This window comes from Vagococcus fluvialis, assembly GCF_003337315.1.
GTDB lineage: Bacteria > Bacillota > Bacilli > Lactobacillales > Vagococcaceae > Vagococcus > Vagococcus fluvialis.
Genome location: NZ_QPJV01000016.1, coordinates 25,790 through 51,126, shown reverse-complemented (window position 1 = coordinate 51,126; position 25,337 = coordinate 25,790). Strand labels below are relative to the sequence as shown.

General features: G+C 32.1%; 24 protein-coding genes. 8 read left to right on the top strand and 16 right to left on the bottom strand.

The genetic code is table 11. The features are described 5' to 3' along the window. Positions 1-2: 2 nt before the first annotated feature. From DFR54_RS12260 to DFR54_RS12240, 5 genes are all read left to right on the top strand, one after another. A complete protein-coding gene (locus DFR54_RS12260) occupies positions 3-509 on the top strand; it encodes a DNA topology modulation protein (RefSeq protein ID WP_114290454.1) in 507 nt (168 codons plus the stop codon). 689 nt (positions 510-1,198) lie between these two features. Then, the gene (locus DFR54_RS12255; protein ID WP_114290453.1) at positions 1,199-2,248 is read left to right on the top strand and encodes an acyltransferase family protein; all 1,050 of its coding nucleotides are present in this window, start codon (positions 1,199-1,201) and stop codon (positions 2,246-2,248) included. A gap of 123 nt (positions 2,249-2,371) precedes the next feature. After that, positions 2,372-3,196: a helix-turn-helix domain-containing protein gene (locus DFR54_RS12250; protein ID WP_114290452.1), complete on the top strand. Its 825-nt coding sequence runs from the start codon at positions 2,372-2,374 to the stop codon at positions 3,194-3,196. Positions 3,197-3,327: 131 nt separating this feature from the next. Beyond that, positions 3,328-3,546, top strand: a complete 219-nt coding sequence (locus tag DFR54_RS12245; protein WP_086340670.1) for a hypothetical protein — start codon at positions 3,328-3,330, stop codon at positions 3,544-3,546. Positions 3,547-3,697: 151 nt separating this feature from the next. Next, on the top strand, positions 3,698-4,162 hold the full coding sequence (locus DFR54_RS12240; protein ID WP_114290451.1) for a GNAT family N-acetyltransferase: 465 nt from the start codon (positions 3,698-3,700) through the stop codon (positions 4,160-4,162). A gap of 204 nt (positions 4,163-4,366) precedes the next feature. Here the strand turns inward: DFR54_RS12240 and DFR54_RS12235 are convergent, their stop codons facing one another. Continuing rightward, on the bottom strand, positions 4,367-4,807 hold the full coding sequence (locus DFR54_RS12235) for a GyrI-like domain-containing protein (RefSeq protein ID WP_114290450.1): 441 nt from the start codon (positions 4,805-4,807) through the stop codon (positions 4,367-4,369). Positions 4,808-5,059: 252 nt separating this feature from the next. On the opposite strand from DFR54_RS12235, the gene DFR54_RS12230 reads away from it, so the two are divergent. Next, entirely contained in the window at positions 5,060-6,430 is a 1,371-nt protein-coding gene (locus tag DFR54_RS12230; RefSeq protein ID WP_086340673.1) for a L,D-transpeptidase family protein, read from the top strand. Positions 6,431-6,477: 47 nt separating this feature from the next. On the opposite strand, the gene DFR54_RS12225 is transcribed toward DFR54_RS12230, so the two are convergent. Next, the gene (locus DFR54_RS12225; RefSeq protein ID WP_167800344.1) at positions 6,478-6,870 is read right to left on the bottom strand and encodes a YxeA family protein; all 393 of its coding nucleotides are present in this window, start codon (positions 6,868-6,870) and stop codon (positions 6,478-6,480) included. 215 nt (positions 6,871-7,085) lie between these two features. Here DFR54_RS12225 and DFR54_RS12220 point away from each other — a divergent pair, with 215 nt between their 5' ends. Further along, positions 7,086-7,733 (top strand): TetR/AcrR family transcriptional regulator, encoded by a 648-nt coding sequence (locus DFR54_RS12220; protein ID WP_170126966.1) that lies wholly within the window; start codon positions 7,086-7,088, stop codon positions 7,731-7,733. 1 nt (position 7,734) lies between these two features. Further along, positions 7,735-8,685: an alpha/beta fold hydrolase gene (locus tag DFR54_RS12215; protein ID WP_114290447.1), complete on the top strand. Its 951-nt coding sequence runs from the start codon at positions 7,735-7,737 to the stop codon at positions 8,683-8,685. A 24-nt stretch (positions 8,686-8,709) separates the two neighbouring features. On the opposite strand, the gene DFR54_RS12210 is transcribed toward DFR54_RS12215, so the two are convergent. The 14 genes from DFR54_RS12210 to DFR54_RS12145 all read right to left on the bottom strand — a co-directional run bounded on the left by DFR54_RS12210 (position 8,710) and on the right by DFR54_RS12145 (position 25,166). Beyond that, positions 8,710-9,513 (bottom strand): metallophosphoesterase family protein, encoded by an 804-nt coding sequence (locus DFR54_RS12210; RefSeq protein ID WP_114290446.1) that lies wholly within the window; start codon positions 9,511-9,513, stop codon positions 8,710-8,712. Next, positions 9,491-10,612, bottom strand: coding sequence for an ABC transporter ATP-binding protein (locus DFR54_RS12205; protein ID WP_114290445.1), 1,122 nt, complete (start codon positions 10,610-10,612; stop codon positions 9,491-9,493). Before DFR54_RS12205 ends, DFR54_RS12210 begins: the two co-directional genes overlap by 23 nt. A gap of 9 nt (positions 10,613-10,621) precedes the next feature. Next, positions 10,622-11,440 carry a carbohydrate ABC transporter permease gene (locus DFR54_RS12200; RefSeq protein WP_114290444.1) on the bottom strand — a complete coding sequence of 273 codons (819 nt, stop codon included), beginning with the start codon at positions 11,438-11,440 and terminating at the stop codon, positions 10,622-10,624. Then, the gene (locus DFR54_RS12195; RefSeq protein WP_114290443.1) at positions 11,430-12,311 is read right to left on the bottom strand and encodes a carbohydrate ABC transporter permease; all 882 of its coding nucleotides are present in this window, start codon (positions 12,309-12,311) and stop codon (positions 11,430-11,432) included. The genes DFR54_RS12200 and DFR54_RS12195 overlap by 11 nt, the downstream gene beginning before the upstream one ends. A gap of 56 nt (positions 12,312-12,367) precedes the next feature. Continuing rightward, positions 12,368-13,672, bottom strand: coding sequence for an ABC transporter substrate-binding protein (locus DFR54_RS12190; RefSeq protein WP_114290442.1), 1,305 nt, complete (start codon positions 13,670-13,672; stop codon positions 12,368-12,370). A gap of 193 nt (positions 13,673-13,865) precedes the next feature. Next, positions 13,866-15,473: a glycoside hydrolase family 13 protein gene (locus DFR54_RS12185; RefSeq protein ID WP_114290441.1), complete on the bottom strand. Its 1,608-nt coding sequence runs from the start codon at positions 15,471-15,473 to the stop codon at positions 13,866-13,868. Beyond that, complete coding sequence (locus tag DFR54_RS12180) at positions 15,451-16,125, bottom strand: hypothetical protein (RefSeq protein ID WP_114290440.1); 675 nt, start codon at positions 16,123-16,125, stop codon at positions 15,451-15,453. The genes DFR54_RS12185 and DFR54_RS12180 overlap by 23 nt, the downstream gene beginning before the upstream one ends. Before the next feature lie 2 nt (positions 16,126-16,127). Continuing rightward, a complete protein-coding gene (locus DFR54_RS12175) occupies positions 16,128-17,126 on the bottom strand; it encodes a LacI family DNA-binding transcriptional regulator (protein WP_114290439.1) in 999 nt (332 codons plus the stop codon). An 11-nt stretch (positions 17,127-17,137) separates the two neighbouring features. Next, the gene (locus tag DFR54_RS12170; RefSeq protein WP_114290438.1) at positions 17,138-19,441 is read right to left on the bottom strand and encodes a glycoside hydrolase family 65 protein; all 2,304 of its coding nucleotides are present in this window, start codon (positions 19,439-19,441) and stop codon (positions 17,138-17,140) included. 4 nt (positions 19,442-19,445) lie between these two features. Next, the gene (locus tag DFR54_RS12165; RefSeq protein WP_114290437.1) at positions 19,446-21,140 is read right to left on the bottom strand and encodes a glycoside hydrolase family 36 protein; all 1,695 of its coding nucleotides are present in this window, start codon (positions 21,138-21,140) and stop codon (positions 19,446-19,448) included. A 1-nt stretch (position 21,141) separates the two neighbouring features. Beyond that, a complete protein-coding gene (locus DFR54_RS12160) occupies positions 21,142-21,966 on the bottom strand; it encodes a carbohydrate ABC transporter permease (protein ID WP_114290436.1) in 825 nt (274 codons plus the stop codon). Further along, a complete protein-coding gene (locus DFR54_RS12155) occupies positions 21,963-22,871 on the bottom strand; it encodes a carbohydrate ABC transporter permease (RefSeq protein ID WP_114290435.1) in 909 nt (302 codons plus the stop codon). Before DFR54_RS12155 ends, DFR54_RS12160 begins: the two co-directional genes overlap by 4 nt. 69 nt (positions 22,872-22,940) lie before the next feature. Next, positions 22,941-24,215, bottom strand: coding sequence for an ABC transporter substrate-binding protein (locus tag DFR54_RS12150; RefSeq protein WP_114290434.1), 1,275 nt, complete (start codon positions 24,213-24,215; stop codon positions 22,941-22,943). A 321-nt stretch (positions 24,216-24,536) separates the two neighbouring features. After that, positions 24,537-25,166, bottom strand: coding sequence for a helix-turn-helix domain-containing protein (locus DFR54_RS12145; RefSeq protein WP_114290433.1), 630 nt, complete (start codon positions 25,164-25,166; stop codon positions 24,537-24,539). Positions 25,167-25,337: the final 171 nt, after the last annotated feature.

Below are 25,337 nucleotides of genomic sequence, written 5' to 3'. Positions count from 1 at the left end.
TTATGAAAAAAATTATTTTGATTGGCTCAGGTGGAGCTGGTAAATCTACATTAGCTAGAAAATTAGGTGACAAATTAGATATTGATGTTTTTCATCTAGATAAATTACTTTGGAAACCACATTGGGAAATGACAGAAAGAGCGTACCAAATCGAGGTCCAAAATAATTTACTCAAAGAACCCTCATGGATTATCGATGGTAATTACGGCGGCACTTTAGATATGAGGATAGAATCAGCTGACACTATTATCTTTTTAGATCGCAACCGATTTGTTTGTATCTATCAAGTTCTAAAAAGAGTCAAAGAGTTTAACGGAATAACCAGACCTGATATGCAAGATGATTGTCCCGAAAAACTTGATTTTTCTTTTTTAAAATGGATTTGGAACTTTCCTAAAAAACAAAGAATCGAAATTATAAAAATGCTAGAAAATGTTCCTAACTCTAAGCATGTAATTATTTTAAAAAATAAGAAACAGATTCAACATTTTTTAGAATCAACTGTATAAATCAAAAAGTAGAACCTCAATTTAAATTTTCTCAATGGTTCTAAGTAACCATATCCCCCTCATAAAACATCTACAAAAAAACAAAAACACACAGACTAATTTGGTCTGTGTGTTTTTGTAGGTCTACATACGAAATAGCTCTCTTTATTAATAGGGTGTCAGCTGAGATTTATTTTTTATCAGTAGTTTAAGGACTCATTAAATATTGTGGGATTTAGGGGATCGGATTTAACTACTGAAAATAATATCTCAATTTTTATCATATCTACTAATAAAAATAATACTAGAGCTACTCTCTATCCTTTTATAAATGAATAAAGACTATTTACCACCTGAAGAGTGATGACTCTCTATTCAATATTATTATACTTCTATGATACTCAAAAAGAGAATTTAAACTTTTATTTTTCATAAATGACTAAAATCAACTCATGGATGTTAAATATTACTCCCAAAATAGGGTTTATTTCCGAACATAGCACAATAAATATTGTCTACCACTTAGAAAAATTAGTGAAAAGAAAAAAAACGCCTAAAAAGAAGATTTTTTATTTTTTTAGTTTTTAACTATGTAAACCTAGTATTACCAAGGCGATACAATTCGTGTCAGCTTATTTTTTCAGTTCCACAAACACTCGCTAGGCTTATTTCTACTCTTCTGCAAATAATAGCAGCAAGAGGTGAGCTAAATGGAAAATCCTAAACAATTAACTATCAACTACAACATGGTCAGTTTTCTACAATTTATATTTTCAATTCTCGTTATTGCTCTACATTGTGCGAGAATTTTTAATAATGACATTCTACATTTTGTCCAAAAAAGCTTTTTTAGTAGAATGGCTGTGCCCTACTTTTTTATGTCATCAGCTTTTTTTATCACGCTAAAAGCAGAGGTTAATCCTAATTATTGGAACAACTATATAACCAAAACTATCAAAATTTATTTACTTTGGTCCCTACTTTTTATCCCTTACGGTATGACCTATTTTTATAAAATGGACCTCCCACATTTATTTATTCCAATCGCCATACCTGTTGCCCTACTCTATACAGGAATCTGTTATCATTTATGGTACATTCCCGCTCTTTTATTTGGCAGTTTACTGACTAATAAATTAATTAAATATCTCGGCTATCTAGGTACATTTTTGATTTGTTTTGCTCTCTATTTTTTGGGTTCTCTAGAAACTTATTCGAGTATTATCAAAGATACTTTTTTAAATTCTTTTTATCAATATTATAAATCCTATTTTTTTACTACTCGAAATGGGCTCTTTTTTTCACCAGTTTATATTTTTTTAGGACTCTTTTTGTTTCAATTTTATCATTTGATTCAAAAAAGAAATCCAAAACTTTTATTAAGTACCTCAACGCTCTTATTTGCGATTGAAGCACTCTTTATTTTTTATAATCAAGGTGATGATAAAAATTTTTATCTCATGCTAATTCCTTTTACAGGCTCTTTATTTTATTGGTCCATAACAACTCATATTTTTAGACAATTCAACTGCACCAAATTAAAACAAATAAGCGTCTTATTCTTTTTTCTACATCCTGTTTTTATAGAATTATTTCCATTTGTCTTTTACTTTTTATCTCTTGATAATAATTTTTATGGTTTACTTCGATTTATTTTTACTATTTTTATGTGCTTAACCTCATTCTATTTACTAGAAAAAATAAAAATAAGTTTTAAAAAGAAGGAAACTAATTTAATAAAAAAAGAGTTAAAAAGCTGATATATCAGTATGCCAAGAATCTGAGCATCGGAAAAATAATGCTTTCCTCCCACTCCCAATAACTTGTCTAGTATAATAAAAGACGTTCTCTTATAGTGAGACTAAAGAAAGAAGGTTTTAATTATGAAATTTGGTGAACGTTTAAAAAAATTAAGAAATGATGCTAATGAAACACAAGAAAGTATCGCTAATAGATTACATGTTTCAAGGCAAACTATTTCTAATTGGGAAAATGAAAGAAGTTATCCTGATATTGAAATGTTAATCAAATTAAGTAATTACTACAATATTTCTTTAGATCAACTATTGAAGGAGGATGTAGTTATGGAAGAAAAAGTTATTGAGGATGCGAAGAAAAAAAGAAGGTATAGAAATATCATTTATATTGGAACATCTCTCATTCTTATTTTTACTATTATTAATTTAATTTGGCTATCAGGTATTTGGTCAAAGGAAAAATATTTAACTCGTTACTGGGAAACTACTACTATGGTTCACGACTATCCCGATGGAATAAACGGCCCTAAAGAAACCTCGATTTATGAAAAACAGGAAGGAAATGTTCATCTCGTGATTTCCAAAGAATCTTATCAATCTAAATTCAGAAATGATTATTTAAAATTTAAGAAAAAGCCAATTATTATGGCCGCACATATCACTAAGAATGAGGAAACTGAGGAAATAATAAACACTATCTATGTTAATGAAGAAACTTTCTTGGTTTATGTTCCTTTTAAGAATTTTATGGAACAACCTTTAGTTCAGCTAGATAGTAACATGAAAGTTTTAGAAAAAGGTGGTCCTCTTCCAATTGATGTTCCTGTCACTTCTTTTGCCAGCCCAGAGATTATAACTGAAGCCAATAAATTTCTAGAAAAAAATAAAAATCAACTGACAGAAATCAAACAAGTTGCTGATAATGAATATAAGAAAATGAATAAGTTGTAAAAGTAATTCTATTTAACGAAAACAATAATCTTTTTATTTTAATTCACGTCCTATTAAACTCATTAAACATACAATTAATAGATAAAAAGTCTTAAATATGTTATAATAGAGGTAGAAGGGACGGTTTTAATATGTCTAAAACGTTGATTAAGATAGGTTCAGTTATTGATTATCCCACAGTTCACGATGAGCAAATCGCAGGTGAAGTAGAACTAATACTCGAAAATACTGTGATGGTTAGAGATTTTGAAGATGATACACATTTGGTACTGAAAAGTACGCTAACAGAAGATGGTCTCTCTGTTGATGAGCAGACTTTCATACCTAGAACGAGATTTAGTAGACGTTAATTCATATTAATTATAGGCGGCTGACTCAAATGTTAGCCCCTTTTTATTTTTTCAAAAACTTCTTTACTAGTCAGGGAATAAAAAGTCTACTCATAGAAAAATGACTTTTGCCACCCTGTTCTTATTAACAAATAAATGAGGTGAAATAAAAGTGACTATTTCTTTTAGAGAATTTAATCCAGCTGATACTAACTTTTTAAAACAATTATTAATTGATTCGTTTAATTCTGATAGCGAACTAGCTTTTGGAGATGGCATAAAAATGGGGCCTCCTGGTTATGATAACGGCATTTTAGCGACTAATATTATTAAGGACACTAACTTCTTAAAATTAATTATATTAAATCAAAATCATGCTTGTGGCATTTTAGTTTTCACTCTCGGAACTCCCAATGTAATAAACTATTTTTGTTTAGATCCACATTTTATCGGAAAAAATATTGGTAGCTCTGCGTGGCAATTAATCGAAAAAGAATATTCTGGAACTTGGCAATTGGAAACTCCAGATTTTTCTTTAAGAAACCATCACTTTTATGAAAAAAATGGTTTTACAAAAATAGACGAAAAAATTTATACACCAGATTCATCTTCATTTATTTATATGAAGGAAGCCTGATCTGATAACAAAAAAACCACTAGCTCGTAGCCAGCGGTTTAAAAAGGAGTTGGTTTTATCTACTTTGGAGGAGTAAATAAAATGAAAAAGTTTGTTAGGGTTGTTTTGTTGGTATACATATATAATAATCACCAAATAAGAAGAAACATATAACCAACTATTCCTTTTTTGTGAAGAAATAATTAAGATACTCTTAAGCTAATTTTATTTCACTGGTACACAAAATTCACAACGTCCATTTTCTACTAATTCTTTTCTGTATCTTTCCATAATAAAACGAGATTCATCATAATGGATGCCTTGTTCTTCATAAAATACTGCTGTTGTTAACTTTTGCCAAAGTTCTGCCACAGCTTTTTCTGTGTGACTAGTTTCAATGATGGCATAATCTCCGGCAAGTAGCTCCCCTTGCTGTAATTCTTCTGATTCCACTTGTTTATTCGTTATAAACCCTACATCGTAAATAGCCTTATCTATTGTTTCTTTCACTTGAGGAATACCGTAAATAACAGTCTGACTATCCATTATATTTTGATTTTCTACAATCTCTTTTAATTTAGCCATTAATTGATAGTTTTCCACACCAAAAGCACCCACCCTTCTCAAATAATAAAAAGGTTGATTCTGAATTTTTTCTATTATCATATATAACGCTCCTTTGGTTGTTATTCTAGGATAATATTGATCAATGATTACCTGAAATCATCATAAGATGTACTAAAATGAAAAACAATACCACTTTTAAAAGTATTTCACTTTTCAGTCTAAATAACAAAAAATGTCTGATTTTACTGATACTATTCGATTCTTTCAGAACATATGAGCAGATATTCTTGTATTTATTGCCTTTTATGTTACAATATTGTTACAAAAAAAATTGTACAAAGGAGTTCATTTATGAGCAAGAAACGATGGCTACTAATTCCCCTGGTAATTTTATTAATCCTAGTGATTGTCTACTGTTACCAAGCCATTCATTTTCAAGATAAATTTCTGAATAAAACAATGATTGGGAAAACAGATGTTAGCGGACTAACAACAAAAGAGGCAATTGCAAAACTTGAAAAAACAGCCGATGATCAAGTATTCCATGTGATGCTTGATGGAAAAGAATGGAAAAGCATTCCAAAGGCCGAACTTGGAATGGAATATAACGTTGAAGAAACAGTTAATAAAGTTATGGCTAACCATAACTCTTGGGCTTGGTTTATGCCTTATTTTAAAGCTCCAGAAAATGTAGCAATTGCTACTAAAGGTGCTGATGAAAAAGCTGTTGAGAAAAAATTAGTTGAACTGAAAAAAGATGTTGATGCTTTAAACAAAGATCGCACGCCTTCTGCTAATGCCTCTGTAGGCTTAAAGGATGGTAAATTCCAAATTATTCCTGAGGTTCAAGGGAATACTATTGATACAAAAGAATTGGTTGCTGCTGCTAAAGCAAGTATGACTGGTGGCGAACCAAACATTGAGTTAACAAAATATGTAACTAAGCCAACTATTTTAGCTACAGATGGTACGATTGAAAAAGAGATGGATCGAATTAATAAGATTGCTGATATTAACGCTTCATACTCAATTAATGGCCAAAATGTAGTTATTCCTAAAGAAAAAATCGCTACTTGGGTTACTTTTGATGATGGAGAACTTGGTTTAAAATATGACGCAGTCAGAGAATACGTAGCTGAACTTGGCGCAACTTATAACACAAGTACTAATCCATCTAAATTTAACAGTACTAAGCGTGGAGAAGTTTCTGTTCCTGCTGGTGCTTTAAGTTGGACGATTGCAACTGATACTGAAACTGAACAATTAATTGCTGCTATTTTAGCAGGTGAAGATTTCACTGGTCGTGTTCCTGCTTTTCAAGGAAGTGGCACACCTGGCTCACCACTAATTGGCAATAGTTATATTGAAGTTGATTTAGTTAACCAACATATGTGGTACTACAAAGATGGTGTCGTTGCTTTAGAAACTCCTGTTATTACAGGAAAACCTAAAACACCTACGCCTCCTGGTGTCTTCTATGTTTGGAATAAAGAACGTAACGCAATTCTAAAAGGTGAAGACTATGCAAGTCCTGTAGATTACTGGATGCCAATTGATTGGACTGGTGTTGGAATTCACGATTCACCTTGGCAAGCTGAGGGTTCTTATGGTGGAGATTCTCACTTAACAGTTGGATCTCACGGATGTATCAACACACCACCTTCTGTCATGACAAAACTATTTAGTATGATTGATGTTGGAGTTCCTGTAGTTGTTTTTTAACATATTATCAATTAAAAAGCTGTGAGACACGCGTCTCACAGCTTTTTTTATATATTCAATTTATCCAATACTTTTTGTGGGACATTTTCTTTTGAAACTTCTTCCCATGTTTCTACATATCTTCCTTTAGTATCAAGTTTTAAAATAGCACCTTCTTTTAACTCATGACCTGCATAATAAGAAATATCATAAGCTTTTCCACTTTCACTGATGACTTCTTGATGATACATATAACCTCCCGGATTTTGTTTAACAGCTTTTGAACTGTCTGTCACAACGTATGAAGGTTCTTCTTTAATTAATATATTAAAGCGGTCAAATACTTGCGCTAAATCATTATCACTTGTTTGCTTACTATCTTTAATAACCATAGAACCTACAATTGGTGTCCCTACAGCTAATAAACCTAATGTAATCATTCCTAAAATAAATTTTTTCATCTCTATCTTCATTCCTTTTCATTTATTATCTACCTCTATCTTATAGAGTTTAGGTAAATAATAAAAACATCAGAAGTCTTTATTTTTACTCCTACTTTAGTTTTAAATCAATCTACTTCTTCTTTAAAAACATTTCTTTTGACAGAATAATTTTTATCCGTTATATTATGAAACATACTAAAGAATGTTTCACTAAAAAGGAAGGGGAACTAGAAATGAAACAACGATATGATGCTGAGCAGACAAAAGAAGAGATTCTTTTTGCTGCGGGACAACTTTTTAACGCCAAAGGATATAAACAAACTTCTATTCAAGACATTGTTGAGGAATTAGACGGCCTATCTAAAGGAGCTATCTATCACCATTTTAAATCAAAAGAAGCTATTTTAGATGAATTAATGAGACATTTTATGCCAAGTGAAGAAATTATTGAATCCGTTCGAGAAGATAATAGCTTAAATGGCTTAGAAAAAATTCAAAAGCTCTTTTTACAAGGGATGTTTCACGAAGAGGTTCAAAAATATTTAGGTTTTTCTCCTGAATTAATCAAAGAACCTGTACTTTCGTTGAAATACCTTAAGTTAACACAAGCTGTTTTTATTCCGGTAATGAGTGAGTTTATAGAAGAAGGTAATCAAGATGGCTCGATTAGTGTCCCACACCCACAACTTATAGCTGAAGTCGTTCTGTTTCTTCTAACAACTTGGTATAGTACAACCCTTTTTGATAGTGACATAGCAAATTTCTATCAAAAACTAGAAACATCTCAATACATTTTAGAAAAAATAGGTGTCAATGTATTAGATGAAAGTGTTATAGCAAGTATTCAGCAAAAAATAATCGAAAGAACTGAGGAACTATAAGATGAAGAAAGCACTAAAAATTAGCCGAAATATCCTATTAGGTTTACTACTAGTTATTTTTTTATTCCTAGGCGGAACTTATTTAAATAATCAGATTCGTCTTAAAAGCGAAGCTAAAAAAATAGAAGCTTACGGAGAACAGCTAGATGTTTTTGACGGCAAAATCAATGTTGTTCGCTCTGGTAGTGGTGAAGGCAAACAAAGTATTATTCTTTTCCCAGGATTTGGGACAGCCTCACCTCACTATGATTTTCTACCACTAACAACTAAATTAGAAGATGATTTTGAAGTTATCATTGTTGAGCCTTTTGGTTACGGATTAAGTACACCAACTAAGAGAGAGCGTACAATTGATAACATTGTAGAAGAAATGCATGAAGTTATTCAACAGCTAGATGTTGAAAATTATGTTTTAGGTGGGCATTCTGTTGCTGGCCTTTACACAGTCAATTATGTGAATCGCTACCCTGATGAAAAAGTCGCTGCCTTTTTAGGAGTTGATACAAGTGTGCCAACTCAAAAAATGGAAATGATTAACATGAGCTGGTTTAACTTACTTAAAAAATCAGGTATTATACGTTTAGTGATTGATGCCAATCCAGTTAAAGGGTTAGGTGTAACAAAAGACAATCCAAACGTGGATCAAATGAGAATGGTAACTCTAAAAAATATGGATAACCCAACTCAAAATGCAGAGCTAGATTTATTACTTGAAAATTTTGAAGCGACTAAAGAGATGACTTTACCAGAAGATTTACCAACTCTTTTATTCGTAGCTTTAAATGACAGCCGTGATGACTGGGTATCAGAGCATGAAAAACAATTAGCCCAAGTTAAAACAGGTGAAATGGTTCAACTAAAAGGTGACCACTACTTACATCACACACAATCAGAAGCAATAGCTAAAGAAACCATTGAATTCATGAAAGAATTAAATAATAGAAAAGGCTGACAAAAATGTCAGCCTTTTCTATTATTAAAAATTACCTTCAAATGGTTTCTTCAATGAACCAATGACAGTTTGTTTAGGTGTTAAATATTTTTGATAACCAATTAAGCCATCTTCAATGATTGAAAAAATTGTATAGCCTGTACGGTCAACAAAAATAGATTCATCAGGATACTCCTCTGTTCCAAAAGACATAGCTTCCGCCATATACTGCGTTTTCCCAGCATAAGAAGCTGTTGTTCCTTGATGAATATGGCCAACAAAAATCCCCATAATATCACTATTTCTAATGATTTCTTTAAATCCATCAGGTACTTCTGTTGAAATACCTTCCTCTTCCCAAACAAGTGGGTGATGTTGTAGTAATAGAGTTCCTTTTTCCGATGGCTCTGCTAAGTAATCTCTCAGTTGTTCCATTTGCAACTCAGATATTTTACCTTCATGATGATCATCTTGAGCAGAATCTAGAGTAATGATACGCAGTCCTTTAAATTCCTGACAAGAAATGTACTCCTGCCTTTCATTGCCTGTAACGTTCATTGCCTCAAAGAAAATTTGTCGTCTATCATGGTTGCCTCGACAGAAATAATAAGGAATTTCTGGTACGATATCTTCCCATAATTGTTTAAATAATTCATAGTCTTCTTTCTCGCCTTCATGAACTAAATCACCGGTCACAAAAGCAAAATCAATTTCCTCTTCCTTGATATCTTCAAGTAATTGCTTTAAACGGTCTACTGGATTATTTTCAGCGTTAAATAATTCATTCATTAAAGCATTTCCTTTATAGTCAACACGAACATGAGTATCAGATAAATGTAAAAATTTCATCAGTCATTTCTCCTTCTTTTAATTCAAATGGATAGCCTAAATTTTGAGTTGTTTCTTTTGAGAAAAAGTGTAATTTTTCAGTTGGAAAATCTAAATAAACTGTATCTCCTACATGCCATTTTCCTAAGTCACTTAAAACAATTATCTCCTCACCTGAAACAGAGATAGTTAGAGCGTAGTGTTGCCCCATTAATTCTTTATATTCTATAACACCTCGAACATCTCCCTCGATTTTAGATAAGTGAATATTCTCTGGTCGAATGCCCAAAACAAGTTCATCAGCTTGCTCTTTTAAGTAAGCTTCCCACTCATAGTTTAGAGGGATAGACTGTCCACCAATTAAATAATGATTTCTTCGAAAATCACCTGTTAAAATATTCATTCCTGGTGAACCAATAAAGGTTGCTGTAAATAGATTAGTTGGTCTCAAATAAACATTTAAAGGAGTAGCAATCATTTGAATTTCACCTTCATTTAGTAAAACAATGCGATGTGCTAAGGTCATAGCCTCTATCTGATCATGTGTCACATAAACAAAAGTTTGGTTGTATTTATTATGAATACGAACTAACTCCATTCGCGCTTCTTGTCTCAAGCGAACATCTAGATTAGATAAGGGTTCATCTAATAAAAAATAATCTGATCGTTTGACTATAGCTCTAGCTAAAGCTGTTCTTTGTCTTTGTCCACCAGATAAGTCTTTAGGTAATCGGTCTTTAAAAGGTGTTAAGGCAAGCATATCTAAGGCATCTACTAAACGCTTCTCAATTTCCTCACTCTTTACTTTATTAGCTTTTAAAGCAAAAGCAATATTATCAGAGACACTCATATGTGGGTATAACGCATAGTTTTGAAAAACCATTGCCATATCACGTTCCCCACATTCTTTATGATTGGCTAATTCATTGTCTAAAAAAATATCGCCTGTTGTAATTTCCTCAAGTCCAGCTATCATTCTCAATAATGTTGATTTACCAGAACCTGATGGCCCTAATAAAACTAATCGTTCTCCTGCTTGAATGTGTAAATCAATCTCTTTTAAGATAAGTGTATCCCCGTATTTTTTAGAAGCTTTTATTAAATTAATTTCTTTTCCCATTGATTTCTCCTATTTAATCCCTGCCGATACAAAAGTCCCAATAATATAGCGCTGGAAAGCACTATATAATAGTAATGGTATCAACATGGTTATTAAACTAATTGCCATTGCTACTGTAAAATTAGTACCACCTTCTGAGCTGATATAAGTCTGCATTGCTAGTGGTAGTGTGTAACGTTCTGTTGATTTTAAAATTAAAACTGGCCATACAAATTCATTCCAAGAGGTAATAAAAAACCAAATTCCTGTTGACGTTACTGCATGTCTTGTTAGTGGAAATACGATTTTAAATAAAGTGTCTTTTTCTCCAATATTATCTAATTTAGCAACCTCAAATAATGATTTAGGAATCCCTCTCATTGTTTGCGTTAAAATAAATACACCAGCAGCATCTGCAAATTGTGGCAAGATAACACCCCAAGATGTATCAATTAAATTTACCTTTGAAACAAGTAAATAATTGGGAATCATAGATACTGTAAAAGGAATAAACAAAGTTCCAATAACAACTAAATACATTATTTTTTGACCCTTTATTCTGTAGTAAGTAAAACTATAAGCCGCAAAAAAGGCAATTGTTAGTTTCACAACTGTAGTAATCGTTGCAATAAAAAATGTGTTCCATGTAATTTGAAGTAAGGGTAAATTTTCAAATAAATAAGTAAAGTTACTAATAGTAAAATCTTTTGGTATCAAATGAAGAACAGTGTGGTAAGCCTCTTTTAAGGATTTAAATGAATTACCACCAATAAATAGCATTGGATAAATAATTCCCGCTACCATGACAATAAAAAAGAGATGCACACCGTAATTTCTTTTAGTTTTCATAATAAACTCCCTTCTCAAAGATTTTGAAAGTTACCACTAAAATAATGATAAACAATAGGAGTGTTATGACTGATATAGCTGAAGACTCCCCTACTTTATACATCTCAAAAGCTTTTTGATAAGAGTAATAAATTAAATTGGCACTTCCATTATTAGGACCACCCTTTGTAATAGTCTTTATAGGTGTAAAAACGTACTGCAAACCTTGAACAATTGTAATCACCAATAAATAGAGTCCTGTTGAGCTACTCATTGGTAGAACAATTTGTAAAAAAATTCTCCACGAAGGAATATTATCTAGCTTAGCTGCTGAAATAATCTCTCTATCAATTCCAGCAATAGCTGCATAAATCACAATAAAGTTGTAACCAAATACTTTCCATGCGGTAATACTTGCGATTATTCCAATAACCCAACCATTCAAATTACTCCACATTGGCATAGTTATTCCAAAGTTTTTTAGCATAATAGCAATTGGTCCTGATACAGGATTTAAAATCCATGTAAATACCATAGAAACTACTACTAAAGAAATGACAGCCGGTAAGAAAAAAATGGGTTTATAAAAATTTTTTCCTTTTTTTAATACCACGTCAGTTAAAAAGGCAATAATATATGGAAATAAACAACTTAAAATGACAAATAAAACTGTATATACTAAGGTATTTCCAAGTATTTTATGAAAAGTTGGATCTTTGAAAATAGTGATATAGTTATTTAATCCTACAAAATTTTTATTAGGTGACACCATATTCCATTCAAAAAAACTTAAATAGATTGTATAAAAAAGAGGGAAAATAACGAAGATACCTAAAAGTAAAAAAGTAGGTATCAAATAAATGTAACCAAGATAACTCTTTGTCTTACTCATCTAAATCCTCCAAAAAAAGAATGCTGGAATACTCATCCCAAGCATTCTTATTCTTTCTACTTCAATAATTCATTAATTTCATTTTGTGTTTCTTTTAATGTTTTATTTGTGTCACTACCTGATAAAATCTTGTCTCTCATATCCAATAATTTTTGTTCTGCTTCTAAACCTGATGAACCTGGGAAAGATGTCCAACTAACCATGTCTGCCATTTGTTCAATGGCTGGTGCCATCATTTTATTTTCTTCTAAAAATTGTTTTAAGCCATTTTCTGCTTCAGCCACATCTTTACGAGGTGGAACGTATCCTGTTCCTTTAGTCCACTCCGCCATTGATTCCACACTGTATAAATATTTTAAGAAATCCCATGTCGCTTCTTTTTTCTCTTTCTCTTTAGAAGTAACTGCAAGCATTGCTCCACCGGCTGCTAACTTAACTTCTTTACCTTCCCAACTTGGTGCCTTAACTGTTGTCACATCAAATTTAGCATTGCTTTGAATATTATTTCTTTGGGCAATTGTTGTAAATACCATTCCTACATTGTCATCAATGAAACTTTGAATCCCTTGCTCCCAAGGTAAATGAAGCGCTGACTCATCTTTAACGACCATATCTTGGTATAATTGATAAGCTTCTTCTCCTTCTTTTGATGCAAATGTTGCTTTACCATCTGTAATCATAGCTCCGCCATTACTTTCAACTAACGCTTGCATTGCCCAACTATCAGCTGGTTCTTGAAAATACAATCCATATTTGCCAGACTTTTCTTTAATGGTTTTTGCAAATTGCTGTACTTCTTTCCATGTCTTAGGCCCATTCTCATCAAGTCCAGCTTCTTTCAAAATGTCCTTATTTAAATATAAAACTGGATTACTGATAGAATATGGAATCCCTACATAACCATCTTCTTTTTTGGCTAAATTCATAATGTTATCTAAAAAGTTTTCTTTAAAATAATTACTTTCATCTGGGCTAACTTCTTTAACTAATTTTTCAGGATCTGTATACTCAAAATTTTCTGAAAAATAATCCTTAAATGCCCAACCAACTTGTACAACATCAGGAGTCGTGTTTGAGGCAACTGACGCTTGTAGGTTTTGCATTAAGCCTTTGTACATATCTGGATTAAATTTCGCTACAACTTTAACCTTATCTTGTGATTGATTATAGTCATCAACTAACTGAGTAACTGTTTTTCCACCTTGAGTGTCCGCATTAACATGCCAATACTCAATCGTTACAGGATCTTTACTTGCCGCTTTTTTCTCTTTGCCTTTAGAATCAGCTCCTGCTGTTCCACAAGCACTTAACATAACCAAACTACTGATTCCTAATGTAAATAACAGACTACGTTTTTTCATCATTTTCCTCCGAGTTCTTTTGATTAAATCATTTAATTGGAATAACTAATCCCGCACCCAGTATAGCTTTACAATGTTTAAAAGAAGTCAATTTTATGTAAATTTCAGTTAAATTTTCAAAACTAGCGCAATAAAAAAAAGACTTTACAATTTTTTACAATTGAAAAGTCTTTTTTGACCTATTTATGATACTTTAAATTTCTACAACAAATGATTCAAAAGGTTTTAGCTTTTTACTGGAGATTGAAACTTTCTCATAATTTGATATAATAACTCTCTTTTCTGAAATATCTGGTAATGTCGTTGTTTGTGAACTAGAGGATAGGTTACATACAATTAACCATGTACTTCCTTGCCAATTTCTCTTATAAGCATAAACAGCAGAATTCTCTGTTTCAACTTCTTCAAAATTGCCATATACAACTAATTCATTTTCCTTTCTTAGTTGAATTAACTTTTGATAAGTAGAAAAAATAGAATCTTTATCTTCAATTGATTCCTTCACATTTATCTCTTGATAATTAGGATTAACTGGTAACCACGGTTGATTCGTCGAAAATCCACTGTATGTAGAATCATCCCACTGCATTGGTGTTCGAGCGTTATCTCGACCTTTTTCGTTAACAGCTTGCATTAACTCTTCGTGACTATAGCCTTTTGCTAATCTATCATAGTAAAGATTTTTACTCTGTACATCATCGACTTGATCAATGGAATCTACATGAATATTCGTCATCCCTATTTCTTCACCTTGGTAAATATAAGGAGTACCTTTCATCATATGAAGTAAAATAGCAAACATCTTCGCACTTTCTATGCGGTACTCTGTATCATTTCCCCAACGAGAAACAATACGAGGTGTGTCATGATTATCCCAAAACAGACTATTCCAACCGTCATCTTGAAAAGCTAACTGCCATTTAGTTAGAACAGTTGTTAAATCTTTAAAATCTAAATCTTTCAAATCCCATCTTGTTTTTCCTGGCTGTTGGTCAACAGATAGATGCTCAAATTGGAAAATCATCGATAATTCTTTACGGTGCTCAGCTGAGAATTCTAAACCAATTTCAGGAGTTGCTCCCCATGTTTCACCGACTGTTAGAACATCTCTACCTTTTAATGTTTTTTCATGCATTTCTTGAATAAACTCATGCATTCTCGGGCCATTCTCAGTAATTTTTTCTTCTGGTACTTTACCAATTAAATCAATAACATCCATACGGAAACCATCAATCCCTTTGTCTAACCAGAAATTCATCATGCTGTATATCTCATCACGCATTGCTTGTGAGTTCCAATTTAAATCTGGTTGTTCTTTGGTAAATAAGTGTAAATAATAATCATTAGAACCTTTTGGGTACTCTTCCCAAGCGCTACCACTAAAAGTAGATTCTAAATCATTAACAGGTCCCTCTTGCCATACAAAATAATCACGATAAGGACTATCTTTATTATCTTTAGATTCTAAAAACCACTTATGTTGATCAGATACATGGTTAACAACTAAATCCATAATAATTTTAATTCCTAGTTCATGGGCTTTTTCTAATAGTTCATCAAAATCTTCCATCGTGCCAAAACAGTCCATAATGTCATAGTAATCACTAATATCGTAACCATTATCTTTATTAGGTGATGCGTAAACTGGACATAGCCAAATCACATCAATCCCTAAATGCTTTAAATAACCTAATTTTTCAGTAATTCCTTTTAAATCACCTATTCCATCGCCGTTACTGTCTTTAAAACTTCGTGGATATATTTGATATACAACGGAATCATGCCACCATTTTTTCTTCATCTGCTATCCCTTTTTCTTTCATATAATAATTAACAAATAAATATTCTAGAACAATTGAAATCGTTGTTAGTATTAGAACTGCGAAACTAAATCGAATATTGAGAAAACGAATGACTAAGGATAATAAAATTGGAATCATTAGAATATAGCTTGTATAGGTCGTTGTTAAACGCAAACTAACATCTTCTACTAATTTAATTTGTTTTTGACTCGTGAAAGATAGTAGCCCTAAGATAATTAAAAATAATAACAAGTATTTAAAACTGGATAAGTACTGATAAATAAATAACATAAAAGACAGTTGAATTACTCCTCCTGTCATGTCATCTAAAGCATCTAATACCTCTTCATTATTCTTTAGATTGTCGATTGAAAATAAGTTATCACCATTTAACATGATACTCGCTTTTTCTATCTTCACTCTATTTAAACCATCTTGATAAACTATTTGATCTTTCTTTAAAGAATCAATCTGTTGAAAATTATTTCTTAAAACATCCTCGTTAAAAGCAACTGTTTTAGCAATCACGACCACTAATGAAGTAATCAAAATTAAAGCAATAACAAATAAGTACGAATACCTTTTTTTCTGCTCTTCTTTTTTTATTAAAGCTGATTTATCAAATAGTATCATACTCATTAAAAAATCCATGCCTATGCCTTCTCTCTAAAAGATTCTCTCATCATTAGTTCCACATCTAACAATTGTGGTTTAACTTCTTTTTTCTCTATTAATCGGATAAGTTGTGTCACTGATGTTTGACCAACTTTCTCCCAATTTTGAGCAATAGTTGATAGTTTTGGTGTCAGATATCTCGAAACAATAATATCATCATATCCCAAGACACTCACATCATTAGGAACAGATAATCGATTCTTCTCTAACGCCCTATAAACACCCATCGCCATTAAATCACTTAAACAAAAATAAACTTCTGAAGGTTTATTTTTTTGCAACTGCTGGTCAACAACTTGAAAAGCCAACTCTTCAGAATAATGACCATCAAGTAATTGAATATTTTTTCTAGTTTCTTTTTGTCTGTATGCGTTGATGACCTCTAGCCATGATTTCGTGATGAAGGAAGCTTCCTTACCTACTAAAATACTTACATCAGTAAATCCTGACTTATCAATCACATCCATTCCTAATTGTAAGGCTTTCGATAAATCAGAAGAAACATAGCTAGTTGTTTTATTTTCAAAACCAATATCAACAAAAATAGTAGGGTACTCTGACTCAAAGGCTTGCTTCACAAAAATATCTGCTTCATCAAACCCTTGAACCACTGCTCCATCCAGTTGACGTTCTCTCATAATTTCGTCAAAACTTTTAGAACTAAAGTACCTAGAATCATAATGGATTAAGATAATCTCATAAGAATGTTCTACTTCAAACATTCCTAAAAAAACTCTAACTGCAAAGTTATCCAGAAGACTGTCTTTATCCAATTTATTGGTTATAAAACCAATTGTTTTGCTGGAACCACTCACAAGATTTTTAGCTATTAGATTGGGGACATACCCCATTTCCTCAGCTGCTTGTTTAATAATCGCTTTCGTATTTTCATTCACATCTGAATGATTATTTAAAGCTCTTGAGACAGTCGTTACTGCATACCCTGTTTTTTTTGAGATATCCTTAATACTTACCATTATTTTTCACCTTATAATTTTATTTTTTCTCCTGAGTTATACTCAATCCCGTTATAATAAAACACTATATTCTCACTACTACTTGATACATTTTTAACTTCAAACGAATCATGAGTGACAAAAACCTCTAACTTATGGCCTTGATAATAGAATTGATAAGTTAACGAATTCCACTCTTTTGGTAATTGTGGTTGGATGTGCAGTATCTCATGCACCATGTCGTATTTCAGACCACCGAATCCTAGAACAACTGATTGCCAAACGCCTCCCATAGAAGCAGAGTGAATACCTTGATCAGAAGAATGCATATTTTTTCCTAAATCTATTGTAATCAATTTTTTAAAGAAATCATACGCTAACTCAACATTTCCTAGTAAACTAGCTAATATTGAATGTGTTGAAAGAGATAATGACGAATCATGAACAGTTCTTGTTTCATAATACTCAAAGTTCTTCACAATTTCTTCTGGAGTAAACTTCTCAAAAAAGATTGTCATTAAAAGAAGAACATCTGCTTGTTTACTAACTTGTTTTTCGTTCACTTGATCTAAATTATACTCTTTAAATATTTGATTCACTAAAGGATGATCTTTATAGCCTTGAATATCTAACTCATCTTTTTCTAAATATGTATCATCTTGAGGCACAATTCCTTCTTCATTAACATGAGGTATAATAATATTTTCTGAAAAATCTGTTAATTGAATTAACATCGCTTCTTTACTTTGTTGATTTAAATATGGCATCATTGACTCATACTCATTTTCTGATAAACCATCAAGGAGCTTAATTCCTAAATCCACATTAAATTTAGCCATTGTATTTGTATATGTATTATTATCTACATGCTCTTTGTATTCATCTGGTCCAATGACATCTTTAATTTCATACGCGCCAGCTGAATTCTTTTCAGCCCTTGTTATCCAAAATAGTGCTGTCTCTAAAACAAGTTGTTTATAAATCGCACTTTCTTTTTCACCTGTTACTTTTAAGTATTGGGTAATACCATAAACAACATCACTTGAAACATGGTCCTCAATTAAACCAGTTAAAATCTTCGTTTGAGTTCCTGTCACGATATCCACATCACCGTATAGAGGTGTTACTTCCCCATCATCAATCCAAGCTGATTCCCAAGGGATCTGAGCTCCTAGATAAGCATTACCTGCAGCTTTTTTTCTAGCACCTGGTAAAATTTGATAGCGATACTCTACTAGATTTTTGGCTATTTCTGGATAACAGAAAGTGAAGTAAGGTAAGATAAAGATTTCCGTATCCCAGAATGTATGACCTTTATACCCTTCACCTGATAAACCTTTAGCTCCTATATTAACACGGTTATCACAAGGATGAGTCATAATCAGTAAGTGATATCTTGAGAAATTCATTAAAAGTTGATCCATAAAATCACTACTTTCAATGTTAACCTCTGCCTGTTGGTACTTTCTTGCCCATTCTTCACTAGTTAATTGATTAAACTCTTTATAGGATTGATTAAATGCTTTCGTCTTTTCTGTAGCAACGTCCTCAACAGATTGATTCATCTCATAATCAAAATCACGTGACGTAAAAACTGAAGATGTTTTTTCTATTTTTAAAGTCTGATTTTTATCAACCTTTTGTGAAAATGACTCAAAAATCTGGCGTCTAAAAATTTGTAAATCTCTTTTTTCTACAAGTTCTTCATCATTTAAATAAAAAATATGTTTCGTTGAAACTGTTACTTTTACGTCAGACTCTGATGTCTGTAAGTTCATTTGAAGAACTTCCTCTTTTTTACGCTTGTCCCATTCAATAAAATGTTGCGAACCCGAGTTACTTACTCGACCATTGATCCCTGAAGTCACTTCAATTTTTGTTTCACTGCTTAGAGGCGTAACTCTGACTTCTTGTTGAATGAAGTGTAACTCTGTGTTTGACACGTTTCTTCTAAACTCAAACCTAATTTGTTTCCCTTGATTTGTTTCCCATATAAATTGACGCGTTAACTCCCCTGTTTGATAGTTTATTTGCCTAGAGTAATCTAAGGTTTTTCCTTTATTTAAATCTAGCTCTTCTCCATCAATAAGAAACTTCATGTTAATCACGTCTGGTATATTAGGTAGTTCAGTCACCTCATTTTCAGAGAATTGATTAAAGGTTCCTGCTACGAACCAATTTCTTGTTTCATTTGTATAAGCTTCTTCAGTTGATGCTCTTAAACCTAAGTAGCCATTTCCTTGAGACATAATTGCTTCATATTTAGCTAACCACTGAGGACTAAAATTGGTCTCCTCAACTATCCAGTGGTCAACATAATGGATATTATTAGTCATTTCGTCACTCCGTATCGATTATTAAAACCCCACTTTTAGGTACATGGTACGCCAAAAGTTGTGTTTCTGATAATATTATTTTTTTTGATGTTGAAACATGTCCTAAACACGTTTTTGCTGCTAAGTGATAGGTTCCTTTAGGTAAAGTAATATATAACTTATCAGTCTTAGTTCCATTAACAAACAGGCGTTGTTTGCTTACTTCTTCTGTACTATCAACGATCTTATCTTCACCAAAAATTCCTACTAAACTTTTATTTTCTTGACCTACTCGAACAACAGAATAGCCTTCTTGTGGATAGAGAGGTTCAAAGGTTGATTTCAATAATAAATCTTGATGTTCCTTAATAAAACTAAACCAAAACATAATCATCTCAATCTCTTCCTTAGAAAGCTCATCATACCTCATAGATAATTGTGGGACTGAAAAAATAGTATTAATAAGATGTAGTGCTGCATCTTCAATTCTTTCTTCATTGTTCCACATAATCATATCTGAATGAACTGCTGTAAAAGGACAAGACAATCTTAAATCTATTGTTCTGATTCTATTTAACACGTAATTATTAGGGCAGTCTTTACTTCGAACTATCTGACAATATTGCATCATGAGTGGATTAATATAATCTTGACGATACTCAATTAAAAAGTCCGCCCTATCTTCTAAAATAAGTTTGAGCTTTTCAAGGAAAGCTAGTAAACCTTCGCCAATTTCATATGAGTCTATTTTCTCTGAAAAGAACGTTTCTAAAAAATCAATTTTCAATCCATTTATAGGATAGGCATCTATAAATTTCTTCACTGTTTCAGCTAGATAATTTTGAACTTTTTCTTTTCGAATATCTAAAATACCAGCTCGTTGAAAATCATCTACATAGAGTAAATCTTCTTTAAACAGCTCCCAATTCTGACTTTTCTCACCAATATACGGCAAACTTAACCACACTAAATAACTCATATCTAATTCTTGAACCTTTTTAATATGCTGAGAAAAATCAGGGAATTTATCTAGAGAAACTTCCCAATCTCCAGCATAAGCATAACGTCTACTATTATCACTCGTTTGCCATCCATCATCTAAAATTAGGGTTTTAGCTCCTAGATTTTTATAAGCGATACTTTCTTCAAACACTTCACTTGCAGTCACTTGTTGATGGAAACTATACCACGTAGATAAAACAGGTTCGAAGCTAGTAGAAGGTACCCTTGGTAGTCGCGAATCACTTTCTTGATACAACCATTTAACTTGCCTTTCAACAACCTCTGTCCATTGTCTTTTTTTGTCAAAAATAGACAGCTTTATCTCATAATTTTCTTTTGGGATAATAGTTTCAATGGTTACTTTAGCACTCGCGCTTTCTTCATGAACCCCTACAGTTAATTCAACTTCATTGATTAATTCATTGACGGCTATAGAAAATAATGAGTGGTTATTTTGATTCATTAAGCAAATAAGGGGGAGGGACTGATTTAGCCTAGTAGTGACGCCTTTGTCCCACTCATTGTTCAAAAAGACAACTCCATCAGATGATGGATACCACATAAATTGCAAGTCCAGTATAGGGACTAAGTAAACTAACTTTAATCGTTGTCCCTTTCTTCCTTCCACTGAAAGATATTGGATATTTTCTTTCAGTGAGACAAACTCGATTAGATTAGTTGTTAATTCATCGTTTAAATAAAGAGTTGGTTGTAGCATATCATTTGTCCCCGCCAACTTTATCTGAGCGCATAAAGTATTTATTCAGTACAATATACAAGATAATAATCGGAGCTATTGTCACAACGGCTGCTGCCATAATATAGTTCCACTGAGTTGCGTGTTGTGATTGGAAAGACTGTAACCCTAGTGTTAGAGTGTATTTTTCTTGAGTTGTAATATAAAGTAATGGTTTCATAAAATCATTCCAAAATCCTAGAAATACAAAGATAGCTTGTGTTCCTAGAGAGGCTTTTGACATTGGCATAACAATTCTAAAGAAGATAGATAGTCTACTTAAACCATCTAATTGTGCAGCTTCTTCTATTTCTTTTGGAAATGATAAATAGAACTGACGCATCATAAAAATATAAGAAAAGTTAATAGCTGAAGGAATGATTAGGGCACTATAAGTATCTAATAATCCTAAACTCTTCATAATCAAATAGTTAGGAATTAATAAAATTTGAGCAGGAACCATAATCGCAATCATCACTAATACAAGTAGAGATTTTTTTCCTTTAAAACTCAATCTAGCCAATGCATAACCACACATACTATTGAAAATAACATTCAAGACTGTTCCGATAACAGCAATAATAATAGAGTTTCTAACCCATAAAGGAAAGAGTGGGTCTTCTGTAAAAATATATCTAAAATTATCTAATGTAAATTCTTTCGGCATAAGTGTTAAACCACCACCAACAATTTCACTGTATGGTTTAAAGGCAGCTAAGATCGCCCATAAAAATGGATAGATGGTTAGTACAATATAAAAAGCCAACACAATATAAGAGATTGTTCTGAATTTTTTTTCTTTTATCATACTGCTCCCTCCCCTGTTACATCTTCATTTGTGTATTTTCTTAAAATGAAGGAAATTGTAAAGATAACTATTGTTAATAGGATAGCGATTGCTGATGCATATCCAATTGTTCCAAATGTCTTAAAGGCATACTGATAAATAATTAAGGATAGGGTTAAGGTTGCATTATTGGGACCACCTGATCCTCCTGAAACAATATAAGTTTGATCAAAGAGTTGGAATGTAGAAGCTAAACCGATCATTATAATGTAGTTTGTTACTGGTACTAATTGAGGGATTGTGATTTTAGTTAAGCGTTGGAAAACACTTGCTCCATCAATCTCAGCTGCTTCATACATTGTATTTGGAATATCTTGTAAACCTGCTAAATAAATAGTCATAAACATTGGCACTGTTGACCAAATATTCATAATAATAATGGCATTCATCACTGTGGCACTTTCATTTAAAAAACCAACTGGTGTACTTAAAATTCCTAACTGCATTAATAACTTATTAACTGGACCGTTCATACTGAATAAAAACATAAAAATCATTGTCAATGCTGAACTAGAAGTTAACGTTGGTAAAAATAATAACGTTCTAAAGGTATTTTGAAATTTGATACCTGAATTTAAAACAAAGGCTAATACTAAAGCAATCATCGTTTGAATCGGCACAACGATAATTACGTATCTAAGTGTATTTTTTAAAGCAATTAAAACTCGTTCATCTTTGAATGCTGTTAAATAATTTTTTAAGCCAACAAACTGATACTCAACTTCTCCCACTAAGCTGACTTTGTTAAAAGATAAATAAAAAGCATAAAGAATAGGTAGTATCATAAAAATAGTCATGATAATAACTGTTGGTAAAACAAAAGCGACTCCCTGAGCTGCTTCACCTATTTTTTCTTTCTTTCTCATATTTCTCCCTCACTATATAGTAAAGCAGCAAGGAAATGTTAGTTACCCCACTGCTCTACTTAATTATTCTTAGTTACCTTGTTGCTCGATATCTTTATTAGCTGTTTCTGTTGCTTTCTTCATCGCTTCTTCTAATTTCATTTCACCTTTTAAGGCTGAAACGATCATGTTTTCATAGTTAGTTGCAATTAAAGTTAAGTTGATACCATCTTGCCAAGGAGTTGCATAGTTAGCTGCTTTAGCAAAAGGTCCCATGATTGGGTCTTCTTCGATTTTCATTGCTTCTGCTACAGGGATTTTAGTTGGTAATACTGATGCTGTTTCAGCATAAGCTTGCATAACTTCATCTCTTGTTGTGTATTCAACAAATTTCCAAGCTTGATCTTTCTTCTTAGATCCAGCATTGATTGAGTAACTTACTGTAAATACCATATTGTGATTTTCGTTATTTAATTTAGGCAATTCTTTCACACCGTATTTTAAATCTGGAAAGTTTGTCTTCATATGAGAAACCATCCAACCACCTTCATCAGTAATCACTGCTCCACCACGACCAAACGTATCTCCAGACCAACCATCTCCTAAATCAGCAGCTGATTTAATTAAGCCTTTTTCATAAAGGTTAGTTAATATTTTTAAGTTTTCAACTACTTTAGGGTCAGAAAGGTTTGCTTTTCCGTCTTCTAATACTGGTTCTCCACCATTAGCTTTCATAATATACATTTGTCTCGCCATTAATGGTGAGAATACCATTGGGGTTGCATCTGGTAATGCTTTTTGAATTTTTGTTAAAAATCCTTCTAAGTCAGCATAATCTGTTGGAACATCATCAGGTGTTAAACCTGCTTTCGTTAGTAACTCCTCATTGTAATAAAATCCTAAAGTTGAATAATCTTTTGGTAAACCATATAATTTATCATCAGTATATTTAAAAGCATCTAATAACGGTTTGTAGTAGTCATCTGTTTTAATATCACTTTTAGCAATATAGTCATCTAAAGGTTCTAAAACACCTTGATTAGCCAATGACGGAATATTACTTACATCAACATAAAACACATCAGGAGCTGTTCCACCAACTAAGTCAGTCATTAACTGTGTATCATAATCGTTATAAACTTTTTGTTCAACAGTAATACCTGTTTCTTTAGTAAAACCTTCAAACATCTCTTTCCTTGCTGCATCTTCAGCTGTCGAATCACCTTTCCAAAATCCGATAACTATTTTATCGTCTTTTTTATCGCCACCTGCTTCTTTTTCTTTACCGCCACCACACGCTGTTAATAAAGCCATAGATGCCAAAGCTACCATACCTATACCTAGAAATTTCACTTTTTTATTCACTGTACTTCCTCCTTAGATATTTTATAAAAAATGTTAAGCGCTTTCTTAAAGTGTAGTCCGAAACGTTTCGGATGTCAAGTACATTTCGTTTAGTGAATAAAAAAACTTGAGATTTTATTATCTCAAGTTTTTTTCTACTAATTATCTACAACTTAATTTATCATGTATACCATTTTGTACTTTAAGTTTAGTTTATTGATTAACCTCATTCCAAACTTTCTCAACATCAGCTAGAAATGGTTCTAAGAATGGGCGTTGTTTATCTAGTTCCCTTTCAAATATTTTCTCGAATTCGTAGGATATATTTTGTTTTTCCAGAGGCTATAATTCTTTTTTATAAGTAAATGACGAATCCATTTGTAGAATTTGACCTGTTAAATCACCATTACTCCATGACATAGAAAAATTTCCTTTATCACCATTATAGTGAATCATTGTCAAACCAATAATTTCTCGTTCTCCCATAGAATTTATTGGTGTTGCAGTGACTTCCAATGTTTTTGGTATATTAAACAAATTATAATTTCTAAATTTAAAAACATTATACTGAGCATCCTCAGTACGCTTAACATAAGTAACTCCGCTCTCTTCTTCCCAATCTGCTGTTTTAACATGTTGATAGAGTTTATTTGTTTTCATTGTAAGTGCTCCATAGTAAAGCGAGATAAATAATAATAGACAGCCTAGGACTACTATTATTTTCTTCCCTTTTTCACTAGTTTTAACCTGTGTATCTTTTTTCTTAATCATTTGTTTATCTCCTCTCATGAGTTCATCAAGAGATAAATCAAAATAATCACTTAGCTGAATCAACTGATTCAAGTCTGGATAACTTTTTCCATTTTCCCACTTAGATATTAATTGTCGACTTACAAAAAGAATATTGGCTAGTTCTTCTTGTGTTAATTCTTTTTCTGTTCGATATTTTTTTATGATTTTTCCAATTTCCACTCAATGCACCTCCTAAGAGAACTGTACAATTAATATACCTTAATTAGCTAGCAACAAAAGAAAATTTGTTGAAAAATAGGATGCTACAAAGCGTGACATCTTGATATATCAAACTTTTAGCAAAAAAAGAATTCTGACACAACTTAATATCATGTCAGAATTTTTTTTACT